The sequence below is a fragment of the Amycolatopsis echigonensis genome (genome assembly GCF_002846615.1).
Taxonomy (GTDB): Bacteria; Actinomycetota; Actinomycetes; order Mycobacteriales; family Pseudonocardiaceae; genus Amycolatopsis; species Amycolatopsis echigonensis.
Map to the genome: position 1 here is coordinate 1,964,368 of NZ_PJMY01000003.1, position 12,778 is coordinate 1,977,145.

Sequence of the window (12,778 nt, forward strand, 5' to 3'; positions counted from 1 at the left end):
CCTTCGCGCGTTGAGCGCAGACACAGGAGCAGCCGATGTCAGGAATCGAAGTAAACGCGGAGCCGATCTCCGGAAGCTCGTCCGCAGCCGACACAGCGGGCAACGCCTTCCTGGCGGGGCTCACCGAGGGCCCCGGAAGCCACGAAGCCGCACTAAAAATACGCGAGGCTGGAAACACGCTGAAGGCATTGGCGCAGAGCGGGGCGTTCGCAGTCAATGAGGCTGGGTTCAACGCCTATCTGAAAGCGTGCAACTTCTTCCTGGACGGCTACCGGGACATGCGCTACGACTTGAATATCTTGACCCAGACCGCGCAAATGGGCAGCTCCGACTATGCCAACAAGGTAGCGAAATTCAACACCACAGTCGCCGAAGGGGACACCAGCGCGATGCTCCCCAATCTGGACCTTATGTACAACGGCGTCAAGGCCGCCCTGGACGCCCTGACCATCGCGCGCGAAAACTATAAAAAGAACGAATCAGAAAACACTACATCGTTCGCCGAACTCAACAAGAAGCTGGATAATTCGTGACGAAGACTCGCCGAACAGCGGGGCTACTCAGCGCCGCGTTGGCCCTGATCGGCACAGCAGCCTGCAGCAACACCGTTGACGGCTCGGCAACGCCGACCGCATCGGCACCTGCGGCAGCCACCAGCCCCGCTTCCAGTTCTGACAATCCATTCGCTTCGCTGAACCAGTGCCAGCTGGTCGATCAAATTCTGGCCGGCCAGGGATTCCCGCCAGCGCAACCGTCCATCGCGGACTCCAATCGAAGCTGCCGGACAAAGAAGATGTCCGAAAACGCCGCGAGGGACCCGGCAGCCGAAGTCGGCATCGCACTTCAAAACGGCCAAAAGTACACGGAAAATATTCAGAATCCTCATTCAGCACACGAAGGAAACATCGACGGCCGGAAGCTCATCGAGCAACGTGACCTGCTGGGCTCTCCGGGCGGATGCCAGATAGGCATGGAGGTCGGACCCAACGCACGCGCCCTGGTAATCGTGCTGATCGGCGACGATACTGCGGCCGCTTGCAAAAAGGCTGAAGACGTCGCGACGGCGTTGGACAAGCTGCTCCCCCGGGGCTGAAACCTCCAGCGCCCCGGACCCGCCTAGGAGAGCCGCAGCGTCACGCTGACTACATCGAAACGCTGCGAACGGTTTCCGGATCGTCAGTCGTTACCTCGAAGTGGTGGCAAGCCGGGCTGGCTGGTCGACTCAGGGTTCCGCAATCCCGCACGACACCCTGACCAAGGGACCCAATCTCCGGGATAACCTCAGGGACCTTCCCCGATGTGCCCCTCCCCGACCTCGACCATGCTGTACGGCATGAGTGGTGCGAACGACGTGCGGCCTCCGCGGAGCAACCCGTTGAACGGGTTCGAGGAGACCGTCAAGGACTTCTGGGCCAGCAGGCCTCGGCGGCCGCACTCGGGGCGGAAGGTCGCGGGGGTCGCGGCTGGGCTGGGGGATCGCTACGGGATCGATCCGGTGGTGATTCGGGTCGCGTTGGTGGCGGCGACCGTTTTCGGGGGGTTCGGGCTGGTGCTTTACCTGCTCGGGTGGCTGTTCTTCCCGGGGGAGGGCGACGAGGTTTCCGGCTTCGAGGCGTTGATCGGGCGGGGCCGCTCGACCATGACCAAGGCCTTCGCGGCCGTCTTGACCGTCGCGTTGATTCCGGTCGTCGGGTGGACGTTCGGCGGCGGCTGGTTCGACGGGGGCGGCCTGATCGGGTTCGCGTTGCTCGCCACGTGCCTCTATCTCCTGCACCGCACCCGCGGGCAGGACAACCGACCGGCGCCGGTCGTCGCGTTCGCGGCGGACGGGGCTGCTTCCGGAACCGGAGCTTTCACGATGAACAGCGACACCCCGACGCCCGCGGCAGCGGCACCGGGCTGGGACCCGCTGGCCGCCGACCCGGCGGGCTGGGATCTGCCCGACCCGGCGGCGCCGGTCCCGCCGCCGCCTCCGGCTGGCGACTACAACAACTATGCACACCGGCCGCCGCGGCGCCGGTCCAAGATCGGGGCCGCCACGCTCGGGGTCGCGGTGATCGTGGCCGGCATCGGCGTCGCGCTCGCGCTGAACGGCTTCGACTGGTTCTCGCTGCGGCACATCATCGGCATGACGCTCGCCGTGCTGGGCGTCGGGCTCGTGGCCGGGGCGTTCGCTCGCGGAGCGCGTGGCCTGATCGGGCTCGCGATCCCGCTGTCGATCGCCGGGCTGGTGCTCACGACCAGCACGTTCGACAACATCGACGTGCGCGGCGGCGTCGGCGACCTGTCCGCCACCCCGCGTACGGCGGCCGAGGTGCAGCCGGTCTACCGGCACACCGCCGGCAACATGAAGATCGACCTGACCCAGCTGACCGCGAGCGAGCCGGTCACCACGACGGTCTCGAACGGCGCCGGGGACACCGAGGTCATCGTGCCGCGCACCGCGGACGTCACCTTCACCTGCGAGAACAGCGCCGGTGAGGTCGACTGCCTGAACCGCACGTCCAACGGGGTCGGCCAGCCGGCCATCACCGGGACCGACAACGGCGACGACAACGTCGGCGGACAGAAGATCACGCTCCACGTCACCAACGGCGTGGGCCACGTGGAGGTGCGCCGTGGCTGAGAACCCTTACTCCTACGACGAGCCCGAAGCCCCGGTTCGCCGCCGCGGGGTCGACTGGATCACGCTGATCGTCGGGGTCGCGACCCTGCTGGTGTCCGGCTACGTCCTCACCGACGGCTCCAGCTGGCTGCCCACCTTCGACTTCCGCTGGATCATCGCGGGCGGCGCGGTGTTCTGCGGGATCCTGATGCTCGGCGCCTCCTTCCGAAAACGACGGCCGTAAGACACGAAAAACGGGGCCCGGAAGTCCGGGCCCCGTTTTTGTCAGCTCATTCCCATTCGATGGTGCCCGGCGGCTTGCTCGTCACGTCCAGCACCACGCGGTTGACCTCGGACACCTCGTTCGTGATCCGGGTCGAGATCCGCTCCAGCACCTCGTACGGCAGCCGCGTCCAGTCGGCGGTCATCGCGTCCTCCGACGACACCGGGCGCAGCACGATCGGGTGGCCGTAGGTGCGGCCGTCGCCCTGGACGCCGACGCTGCGGACGTCCGCCAGCAGCACCACCGGGCACTGCCAGATCTGCTGGTCGAGCCCGGCCGCGGTGAGTTCCTCGCGGGCGATCGCGTCGGCCTCGCGCAGGGTCTCCAGCCGGTCCGCGGTCACCTCGCCGATGATCCGGATGCCGAGGCCCGGCCCGGGGAACGGCTGGCGCTGCACGATCGTCTCCGGCAGCCCCAGTTCGAGCCCGACCCGGCGGACCTCGTCCTTGAACAGCAGCCGCAGCGGTTCGACCAGCTCGAACTGCAGGTCTTCGGGCAGGCCGCCGACGTTGTGGTGGCTCTTGATGTTCGCGGTGCCCTCGCCGCCGCCGGACTCGACGACATCCGGGTACAGCGTGCCCTGCACGAGGAACCGGTAGTCGCCCTGCGCCTTGAGGTCGCGCTCGGCCTGCTCGAACACGCGAATGAACTCGCGGCCGATGATCTTGCGCTTCTGCTCGGGGTCGGTGACGCCGGCCAGCGCGTTCAGGAACCGCTCGCGCGCGTCCACGGTGACCAGGTTGACGCCGGTCGCGGCCACGAAATCGCGCTCGACCTGGGTGCGCTCCCCTGCCCGCAGCAGACCGTGGTCCACGAACACGCAGGTCAGCCGGTCGCCGATGGCGCGCTGCACGAGCGCGGCCGCGACCGCGGAGTCGACGCCGCCGGACAGGCCGCAGATCGCCCGTCCGTCGCCGATCTGCGCGGCGATCTTGGCGACCTGTTCGTCCACAATGGACGAAGTGGTCCAGCTGGGTTTGACGCCGGCGATGTCGTACAGGAACCGGCGCAGCACCTCCTGGCCGTGCGGCGAGTGCGCCACCTCCGGGTGGTACTGCACGCCCGCGAAGCGCCGCTCGACGTCCTCGAAACCGGCGACCTCGGCACCGTCGGAGCTGGCCGTGACGACCGATCCCTCGGGGGCCTTGGTGACGCTGTCGTTGTGGCTCATCCACGCCGTCTGGTGGCCGGGCAGCCCGGTGTGCAGGACTCCGCCCTCGCCGACGATCCGCACGTCGGTGCGGCCGAACTCGCGCACGCCGGTCGGCTCGACGACGCCGCCGAGCGCGCGGGCGAGCAGCTGGTGGCCGTAGCAGATGCCGAGGATCGGCACGCCGGCCTCGACCAGCTTCGGGTCCATCGCCGGGGCGCCCTCGGCGTACACGCTCGACGGGCCGCCGGACAGGATGATCGCGGACGGATTCTTGGCGAGCAGCTCCTCGGCGGTCGAGCTGGAGGGCACGACCTCGGAGAAGATCTGCGCCTCGCGCACGCGACGGGCGATCAGCTGCGCGTACTGCGCCCCGAAGTCCATGACGAGTACCGGACCGGTGGGAGTGGCCACCTACGACCTCCAGGCGAATGAGCGCTTTTGCCACCATCGTCCCAGGTGGGCCCCGTCACGTCGGCAATGCCCCCGGAAAGAGGACAGTCGCTGTCCGCGAACCGGCTTACCTTCGCTCGCATGACCAACGACTGGACCAACGAACTGACCGAGCAGCTCGACTGGCACTGGCAGAACCACGTGCGCCCGAGGCTCGAGGGGCTCACCGATGACGAGTACTTCTGGCAGCCGGTCGCGGACTGCTGGACGGTGCGCCCCCGCACGAGCGAGAACGAACCCGGCACCGGCGACTTCACTGTCGATTTCTCGTTCCCGGAGCCGACTCCCCCGCCGGTGACCACGATCGCGTGGCGGCTGGCCCACATCATCCCGGGCGTGCTGGGCATGCGTTCCGCGTCGCACTTCGGCGGACCGCCGGTGTCCTATCAAGACTTCCCGTACGCGGGCACTGCTGACGAAGCGCTGAAGCAACTCGACGACGCGTACGCGACCTGGATCGCCGGCGTACGCAGTCTCGACGCCGAAGCGTTGGCGCGTCCGTGCGGTCCGGCTGAAGGGCCGTACGCAGAGCTGTCGATGGCCGCACTCGTCCTGCACATCAACCGAGAGATGATCCATCACTGCGCGGAGATCCTGCTGCTGCGCGACCTTTACCGAAACCGGTGACCAGCAATCCCAGCGCGATGCCGAGCAGCGCGGGCATGCCGTGGTTGTCGTGCAGCAGCGTGTCGAGCACGGCCAACGGCGCGATCAGCAGCGCGGCGCGGTAGAGCGCTTGCGGCGGCTCGGCGTCGCGCGCCCGCCACACCACGACGGCGAGCGCGCCGAGCAGCCCGGCGACGCACATCGAGTTCCCCGCCCCCACCGGGTTCAGCCAGACGGAGCTGAGGTACTGGCCGAACAGTCCGCAGCCGAAGTACAGGACGAACCAGGACACGCGGCCGAGGCACCATTCCGCGAAAGTGCCCACCACGGCGAGGGCGACCAGGTTGAAAATCCCGCCGAACAGCTTGCCGTCCTGGAAGAACATGCCGGTCAGCAGCCGCCACCACTCTCCGGCGTCGATCGCCGTGGCGTCGCGCTTGAAGCGGTCGAACAGGTCGGGGTCCGCCAGTTGGACCAGGAGCACGGCCGCGGTCACGAGGAACACCGCGCCGGTCAGCACCGGACGGCGCGGTGTTCCGACGCGAGCGAAGAAGGCCCGGAACGGGCTAGCGGACCAGCGCGAGACAACCGAATTGGTCATGCGCTGACGATATGGCGGGCGGTCCCCGCGGACCCCCGACAAATGTCATCCCGGCGCCGGGACAGGTGCCACAATCGAAGGACCGAGTCCGGCGTGCCGGGCCTGGCGCTCCCTAATACCTTGAGCGCATGGACACGATCACCCCACAGCCGCGGGCCGCGTGGATCGCCGGTCAGGCTGAGCAGGGCGCGAGCACCCTCGTGGTGCACCACCCGTTCGACGGCAGCGAAGTGGCGACGGTCGCGGTGCCCGGCGCCGACCAGGTGGAACGGGCGGTGGCCGCGGCGGCCGCGGTCGCGAAGGAGTTCCGGCGCACTCCCGCGCATCAGCGCGCGGCCGCGCTGGAGCACGTTTCGCGCGGGCTCGCGATGCGGGCCGAGGAGCTCGCCGAGGTGATCACGGCCGAGAACGGCAAGCCGTTGAAGTGGGCCGAGGCCGAGGTGAAGCGCGCGGTGTCGGTGTTCCGGATCGCGGCCGAGGAGGCCCGCCGGTTCAGCGGCGACGTCCAGCGGCTCGACGCCGATCCGTCCGGCGACGCCCGGCTCGCGCTGACCCGCCGGGTGCCGCGCGGGCCGGTGCTCGGGATCGCGCCGTTCAACTTCCCGCTGAACCTGGTGGCGCACAAGGTCGCTCCCGCGCTGGCGGTCGGCGCGCCGATCATCGTCAAACCCGCGCCGCGCACGCCGCTGTCGTCGCTGGTGCTCGGCGAACTGCTCGCCGAGACCGACCTGCCGGAAGGCGCGTTTTCCGTGCTGCCGCTGGGAAACGAGGAGACTCAGGCACTCGTCGCCGACCCGCGGCTGCCGGTCGTGTCGTTCACGGGCTCGGGCCCGGTCGGCTGGTCGATCGCGGACGCGGCGGCGCGCAAGCACGTGGTCCTCGAACTGGGCGGCAACGCCGCAGCGGTCGTGCTGCGGGACTGGCCGGACCTCGAAGGCGCCGCGCAGCGGATCGCGACGTTCGGGAACTATCAGGCCGGCCAGTCGTGCATCGCGGTGCAGCGGGTGATCGTGGACGCGGCGATCGCGGAGGAGTTCGTGCCCGCGCTGACCGAGGCCGTCGAAACGCAGCAGACCGGTGATCCGTACGACCGCAACACCGACGTCGGCCCAGTCGTCGACGAGGCGGCCGCGGAGCGGATCATCGCGTGGGTCGACGAAGCGGTGGCTGGTGGCGCACGGGTGCTGACAGGCGGAACCCGTTCGGGCGCAACGGTTGCGCCGACTCTGCTGACCGACGTGCCCGCGGACGCGAAGGCTTGGTCGGAGGAAATCTTCGGACCAGTGCTCGCGGTGTCCATTGTGGATGGCGTGGACGAGGCTTTCGCCGCGGTGAACGCGTCCGCGTACGGTCTTCAGGCCGGGGTGTTCACCAGCGATGTACAGCTGGCCTTCCACGCTTCGGCGGAGCTGGAAGTCGGTGGCGTCATCATCGGTGACGTGCCGTCGTATCGGGCGGACCAGATGCCGTACGGCGGCGTGAAGGGTTCGGGCGTCGGCCGGGAAGGCGTGCTGTCGGCGATGAACGACCTGACCGAGGAACGGGTCACGGTCTTCACCGGGGTCGACCTCTGACCACAGTGGACCTGCGACGGGCAACGGCCGCTGACGCACGCGACATCGCCGACGTGTGGCTGCGGTCGTTCTCCGCCGCGCTGCCGACTGTCCGCCGCGCTCACGACGACGACGCGGTGCGCTGGTGGTTCGCGAACATCGTGGTGCCACAGCAGGAAACCTGGATCGCGGTTGCCGAGTCCACTGTGGCCGGACTGCTCGTGCTCGACGGCACGGAGCTGGCACAGCTTTATCTCGATCCTCCGTGGCGCGGCCGGGGAATCGGCGACCAGTTGGTGGACTTGGCCAAACAGCTCAGACCTGACGGGCTGACCCTGTGGACATTCCAGATCAACGAGCCAGCACAACGGTTTTACCGCCGCCACGGTTTCGTCGCGATCGAATACACCGACGGACAGCGAAATGAAGAGGGTGAGCCAGACGTGCGGTACGTCTGGCTCCCGCCTCAGACGGACTGAGCGAACCTGAAAAACGCGTCAGGATCGTATTTTTTCGCTACCTGGTCCAACCGGGCCGCGTTGTCGCCGTAGTAGGCCGACTTCCAGTCCGGCAGATCAGGGTCGATGTAATTGACGTAGCCGCCGCGCGCGCCCGCGTCCGCCAGTCCAGCGACCACAGTGGACACCGACTTGCGCGCGCTCCCCTGGCTGTCCGCGGTGGCCGGAGCGTAAACCTGAATACTGGCAAGCGCTTTCCGGTGCGGAAACGCCGTCGCCGTCGGCGCGATTTCGGCCACCGCGCCGCCGAGTCCGTCGATCAGCAGGTCCATTCCCTTGTGTCCGGAGGCGAGATCGGCGATCTTCCCACCGTCCACCGGGTCGGTGATGATTCGCGACGACGCCACAAACGTCTGACGCTCCGAACTGCCGGAGAAGTAGTTCATCGCCGCGCCGTAGCCAAGGGCTTTCATCGTGCGGCCAGACGGCGACACCGACAATCCGCTGAGCGCCGATGTCAGCCCCGCCGAACCGCCCACGAACGCCCCGCCGATCCGGCACGCCCCGCCCGGGCCGCCGGAAACCACGCAGTTCGACCACAATTCGGGCGGAGCGCTCGGCAGCCAGCGCTGCCACGCGTCGACCACGTCGCTCGTCGAACCGGACGGAAACTTCAGCGAAAACACCGTGACGGTCGGCGCTTCCACGGTAGCGAAGGTGAACGAGGTGACCACGCCGAAGTTCCCGCCCCCGCCGCCGCGCAGCGCCCAGAACAGGTCGTCGTCCGCTTGCGCGCTCACCGTGCGCAGCTTGCCGTCCGGCGTGACGATCTGCGCGGACTGCAGCCGGTCGCAGGTCAGGCCGTATTTCCGGGTCAATACGCCGATTCCGCCGCCGAGCGCGAGCCCGGCAATGCCGACAGTCGGGCACGAACCGGCAGGCAGGCAACGACCCGCCTTCGCCAGCTCCGAATAGACGTCGCCCAGTTTCGCGCCCGCGCCGATCACGACCTGATCGCCCTGAACATCCACGCCAGCCAGGCCTCCGACGTCGATCACCAGCCCACCGTCCGGCGCGGAATACCCGGCATAACTGTGCCCCCCCGCTGCGCGCGGCGACCGGGATCCGTCCGCCAGCCGCCTCGACGCACGCCTGCACGTCCTCCGGCTTCGCGCATTTCGCTACCGCGGCGGGGTTACGCCCGTCGAAAAGCGGATTGAACGCCCGCTTCGCGGTGGCGAATCCGTCGTCGCTGGGCAGCACGAGGTCACCGGAGAGCTTGCCGCGCAACGCGTTCCAGTCCGGTGGCCCGGACGGCTTCGAGCTGGTGCTCGGCGGGACGGACACTCTCGACGTCGGGCTGGTCTGCGGCACCGATGGTCCCGGTTTCGCGGTGCACGCCGCGGCCACCGCACCGACCGCCGTCAACCCGGCAGCGCGCAAGAACGTCCTTCTCCCCAGTGTCATGTTCATTCAGACGTCCCAGACCGCGAGTGGGTTGCGAAAAGTCCGGCCAGTAATGCCCGAAGGGCGAATTCGAACCGCTCTTCGTGCCGGGCCCCGCCCCGCAGCGCTTGTGCGAGCAGCGGAAAGCGGTCCTCGTCGAGGTGCGCCAGACTGTCCATATCGGACCGTGTGCCGGGAGTCCGGCCAGCCTCGGCGAGCGTGTGGCCGAGGACGAAAGTCATCACGGCGTTTACCATGTCGAGTCCGCGCGCCGGCGGCAACTCAAGCATCTGCAATGCGGTTTCGAGCATCTGCAGCGAGTCCGGGCTGACCGCGGGCCGGGCCGCGGCGAGCGGCAGCACGCCCGGATGCGCGAGCAACTGCTGCCGGTATGCCCGGGCCACCCGGCCCAGCCACTCCGGGCCGGACCCTCCCGGCTCCGGCTCGATCCCGGCCAGCGCCGAGACAAGCCGGTCGACCAGGGCGTCGAACAGCGCTTCCTTGCTCGGCACGTAGTGGTAGAGCGTCATCGCCTCGACGCCGAGTTCCGCGCCGAGCTTGCGCATCGACAGCGCGGCGATGCCGTGCTCGTCCGCGAACGCGAGCGCGGCGTCCACGACCCGCTCCCTGGTCAGCCCCGCACGCGGCCGGGCCCTCCGATCGGACACTGGTCCCCCTTGACGTTTCTTACGCCGTAAGATATCGCTGTTCTCGGCTCTTACATCGTAAGAAAAGAAGAGTCATGCTCGATCCCAAGACCGAGTCCGGCCCGGTCGTGGTCGACGCGCCTACCGGCGGGCTCGCCGCCTTCCGCACCGGCTGGACGCAGATGCTGACCGCGTTCCCGGACCTGCGGGCGGACGTCGATTCGCTGCTCGCCGAAGGCGACCGGGTCGCGGCCACGTGAGGCTCAGCGCGACCAACACCGGCTACTACCGCGGAGGTTCGCGACCGGCAAACGCGGAACGTGGCGCGGTTTCGTCCTCGCGCGGGTGACCGGCGGCCGGATTTCCGAACTCGACATCCAGACCGACCGGCTCGCCATCCCGCAGCAACTGGGCATCGTCGGGGACGACGACGAACTCGCCGCCGCCCGGCAAGCCGGCTGAAGGCTGGGTCAGAGCAGCGGAGCCATGTCCGGCACCGGACCGGAAAGCGCGGAACTGTCGCCGCGGCCGGTCAGCCAGGCCAACACCGAGCCCGGCGTGCCGGTGACGAGGTCACCACCCTCGCCGAGGGTCCAGGTGCGGACTCCGTCCGTGATCCGGAACGAGGGCAGCGGGCGCGGGCACATCTTGATCAGCGTCGCGATCACCGCGTCGAGATGCTCGCCGAGCAGGGCGGTGGCGCTGTCGAGATCGTGGCCTGCGTCGAGGTCGGCGAGGTGGATGGTGGTCTCGGACAGCCGCAGGGTAAGCACATCCGCGCCGGTCAGCTCGCCGCCGTGCCGGTGCCGCACCCGCGCTGCCCACGCCTCGTCCGAGAGCCGTGCGGCGTGGTCAGTCAGCCGCTTCCCGGATGCCACCAGGTCGGCCACGATCTCCGCCGGGGCACGACCGGCCCCGGCCTCGATGTCGTTGTCCCGGGCGTTGCCGGGGCCGTACATCGGCCGCTCGACCCCGGTTTCGGCCCAGGTCAGCAAGTTGCCGAGGGCGTCGGCGTTGCGCGCGAGGTGGGTGAACAGATGCGCACGCGTCCAACCGGGCAACGCGCTCGGCTCGCCGAACGCCGCGTCCGGCAGGGCCTCGGCGATCCGGGCCCATTCGTCGTGCAGTTCCCGGATCCGGTCCAGCGCCGCAGTCGTCACCGGACGATCTTAGGTCAGCGGCGCAGTGCCGCGGGCGCGTTCGCCGGAACTGCCGGGTTCTTCGGCGAGATCGGTTCCATCCGGGCGTACCCGCTGCTCTGCTCCGGGCGCTGGTCGGCCTCGCCCTTGTTGGGCCAGAACGAGAACGCCCGCTCGGCCTGCGCGGTGATGGTGAGCGACGGGTTCACCCCGAGGTTCGCGGTGATCGCCGAACCGTCCACAACGGACAGTCCGGGATAGCCGTAGACCCGGTGGTACGGGTCGATCACGCCGGTCTCGGCGCTGTCGCCAATCGGCACGCCGCCGATGAAGTGCGCGGTGAGCGGGATGTCGAAAATCTCGCCCCAGGTGCCGCCCGGCATGCCGTCGATCCGTTCCGCGGTAAGGAGGTTCGCCTCGTAGCCCGCCGGGATGAAACTCGGGTTGGGCTCGCCGTGCCCCTGTTTCGACGTGTACTTCCGCCGCCCGAACAGGCCGCGTTTCGTGTAGGTGGTGATGGAATTGTCGAGGCTCTGCATCACCAGCAGAATCACCGTGCGCTCGCTCCACCGGTACGCGTTGAGCAGTTTCGCCGACTGCACCGGGTGCTTGGCCAGGAACGTGAGCGCCTGCCGCCAGCGCGGAACGCTCGAAGACCCGTCGGTGGCAACGGTTTGCAGCATGCTCATCGCATTGCTGCCCTTGCCGTAACGCACCGGTTCGATGTGCGTGTTCTCGTCCGGATGAATGGACGACGTGATCGCGACACCGCGGCTGAAGTCCCGTTCGGGGTCCACAGTGGTCCGCCCCGCGCCGATAATCGCCTCGGAATTCGTCCGCGTCAGTTCTCCGAGCCGCTGCGACAGCTTCGGCAGCACGGCCGTGTCCTTCATGCGGTGCAACAGGTTCTGCGTGCCCCAGGTACCCGCGGCGAACACCACCTGCGACGCCGTGACCGTCGTCCGGAACCGCCGTGAACGAGTGCCGGTTTTCTGCAGGGTGATCGCGTAACCGTTGCTGCGCGGGCTTACCGACGTCACCGTGGTCAGCGGGATGACCTTCGCGCCGTCCTTCTCCGCGAGGTACAGATAGTTCTTCACCAGTGTGTTCTTCGCGCCGACCCGGCAGCCGGTCATGCACGAACCGCATTCGGTGCACCCGACCCGATCCGGCCCGGCACCGCCGAAATACGGATCCTGGACCGTCTCGCCCGGTTTGCCGAAATACACCCCGACCGGCGTGGCGTGGAACGAATCCTCGACGCCCATCTTCTTCGCGACGTCCCGCATCACCACGTCGGACGGCGTGATCGTCGGGTTCGTGACGACGCCGAGCATGCGGCTGGCCTGGTCGTAATGCGGCGCGAGTTCGCTTTCCCAGTCGGTGATGTGCGCCCACTGCCGGTCTTGGTAGAACGGCTTGAGCGGCCGGTACAGCGTGTTCGCGTACACGAGCGAACCGCCGCCGACGCCCGCGCCGGCCAGCACCATCACGTCGTTGAGCATGTGGATGCGCTGGATGCCGTAACACCCGAGCTGCGGGGCCCAGAGGTAGCGCTTGAGATCCCAGGACGTCTTGGCGAACTCGTCGTCGGCGAATCGCCTGCCCGCCTCGACCACCGCGACGCGGTAGCCCTTCTCGGTCAGCCGCAACGCCGCGACGCTGCCGCCGAACCCGGAACCGACCACGAGGACGTCGTAGTCGGGTTCTTGCCGCGCGGTGGTGGTGTTACTGGCAGTCACAGGTAGGAGGGTAACCCCCGGAAGTCCGGCTGACCAGAGGTAAGTTACTGACGGGTTACACCACCTGGGCACAGCAACGGGCCCGCCGCGGGAGA

The 12,778-nt window shown here is 68.4% G+C and carries 13 protein-coding genes and 1 pseudogene; 8 read left to right on the forward strand and 6 right to left on the reverse strand.

The window, feature by feature from the left end; genetic code table 11:
- Positions 1–35 precede the first annotated feature (35 nt).
- The 4 genes from ATK30_RS13770 (at position 36) to ATK30_RS13785 (ending at position 2,849) form a co-directional block, all read left to right on the forward strand.
- Entirely contained in the window at positions 36–533 is a 498-nt protein-coding gene (locus tag ATK30_RS13770; RefSeq protein ID WP_101435945.1) for a hypothetical protein, read from the forward strand.
- Positions 530–1,093, forward strand: coding sequence for a DUF3558 family protein (locus ATK30_RS13775; protein WP_101435946.1), 564 nt, complete (start codon positions 530–532; stop codon positions 1,091–1,093). Before ATK30_RS13770 ends, ATK30_RS13775 begins: the two co-directional genes overlap by 4 nt.
- A gap of 240 nt (positions 1,094–1,333) precedes the next feature.
- Complete coding sequence (locus ATK30_RS13780; protein ID WP_167441904.1) at positions 1,334–2,626, forward strand: PspC domain-containing protein; 1,293 nt, start codon at positions 1,334–1,336, stop codon at positions 2,624–2,626.
- Positions 2,619–2,849, forward strand: coding sequence for a hypothetical protein (locus tag ATK30_RS13785; RefSeq protein WP_101435948.1), 231 nt, complete (start codon positions 2,619–2,621; stop codon positions 2,847–2,849). The genes ATK30_RS13780 and ATK30_RS13785 overlap by 8 nt, the downstream gene beginning before the upstream one ends.
- A 46-nt stretch (positions 2,850–2,895) precedes the next feature.
- On the opposite strand, the gene guaA is transcribed toward ATK30_RS13785, so the two are convergent.
- Positions 2,896–4,452 (reverse strand): glutamine-hydrolyzing GMP synthase, encoded by a 1,557-nt coding sequence (gene guaA, locus ATK30_RS13790; protein WP_101435949.1) that lies wholly within the window; start codon positions 4,450–4,452, stop codon positions 2,896–2,898.
- Positions 4,453–4,572: 120 nt separating this feature from the next.
- Between guaA and ATK30_RS13795 the strand changes: the two genes are divergently transcribed.
- Positions 4,573–5,118, forward strand: a complete 546-nt coding sequence (locus ATK30_RS13795) for a DinB family protein (protein ID WP_101435950.1) — start codon at positions 4,573–4,575, stop codon at positions 5,116–5,118.
- On the opposite strand, the gene ATK30_RS13800 is transcribed toward ATK30_RS13795, so the two are convergent.
- The gene (locus ATK30_RS13800) at positions 5,051–5,698 is read right to left on the reverse strand and encodes a rhomboid family intramembrane serine protease (RefSeq protein ID WP_101435951.1); all 648 of its coding nucleotides are present in this window, start codon (positions 5,696–5,698) and stop codon (positions 5,051–5,053) included. The genes ATK30_RS13795 and ATK30_RS13800 overlap by 68 nt on opposite strands.
- A gap of 128 nt (positions 5,699–5,826) precedes the next feature.
- On the opposite strand from ATK30_RS13800, the gene ATK30_RS13805 reads away from it, so the two are divergent.
- Both ATK30_RS13805 and ATK30_RS13810 read left to right on the forward strand, forming a co-directional pair.
- Positions 5,827–7,272, forward strand: a complete 1,446-nt coding sequence (locus tag ATK30_RS13805) for an aldehyde dehydrogenase family protein (protein WP_101435952.1) — start codon at positions 5,827–5,829, stop codon at positions 7,270–7,272.
- A 5-nt stretch (positions 7,273–7,277) separates the two neighbouring features.
- The gene (locus tag ATK30_RS13810; RefSeq protein WP_244194610.1) at positions 7,278–7,730 is read left to right on the forward strand and encodes a GNAT family N-acetyltransferase; all 453 of its coding nucleotides are present in this window, start codon (positions 7,278–7,280) and stop codon (positions 7,728–7,730) included.
- Here ATK30_RS13810 and ATK30_RS13815 read toward each other — a convergent pair.
- Positions 7,718–9,182, reverse strand: a pseudogene (locus ATK30_RS13815) (FAD-binding oxidoreductase). The gene ATK30_RS13810 and the pseudogene ATK30_RS13815 sit on opposite strands and share 13 nt — an antisense overlap.
- Positions 9,179–9,772: a TetR/AcrR family transcriptional regulator gene (locus ATK30_RS13820; protein ID WP_208637342.1), complete on the reverse strand. Its 594-nt coding sequence runs from the start codon at positions 9,770–9,772 to the stop codon at positions 9,179–9,181. Before ATK30_RS13820 ends, ATK30_RS13815 begins: the two are co-directional and overlap by 4 nt.
- A gap of 125 nt (positions 9,773–9,897) precedes the next feature.
- Between ATK30_RS13820 and ATK30_RS13825 the strand changes: the two genes are divergently transcribed.
- Positions 9,898–10,062, forward strand: coding sequence for an ester cyclase (locus ATK30_RS13825; RefSeq protein ID WP_101435954.1), 165 nt, complete (start codon positions 9,898–9,900; stop codon positions 10,060–10,062).
- Between the two features lie 210 nt (positions 10,063–10,272).
- On the opposite strand, the gene ATK30_RS13830 is transcribed toward ATK30_RS13825, so the two are convergent.
- Both ATK30_RS13830 and ATK30_RS13835 read right to left on the reverse strand, forming a co-directional pair.
- Complete coding sequence (locus ATK30_RS13830; protein ID WP_101435955.1) at positions 10,273–10,962, reverse strand: maleylpyruvate isomerase N-terminal domain-containing protein; 690 nt, start codon at positions 10,960–10,962, stop codon at positions 10,273–10,275.
- Between the two features lie 14 nt (positions 10,963–10,976).
- On the reverse strand, positions 10,977–12,683 hold the full coding sequence (locus ATK30_RS13835) for a GMC family oxidoreductase (protein ID WP_101435956.1): 1,707 nt from the start codon (positions 12,681–12,683) through the stop codon (positions 10,977–10,979).
- Positions 12,684–12,778: the final 95 nt, after the last annotated feature.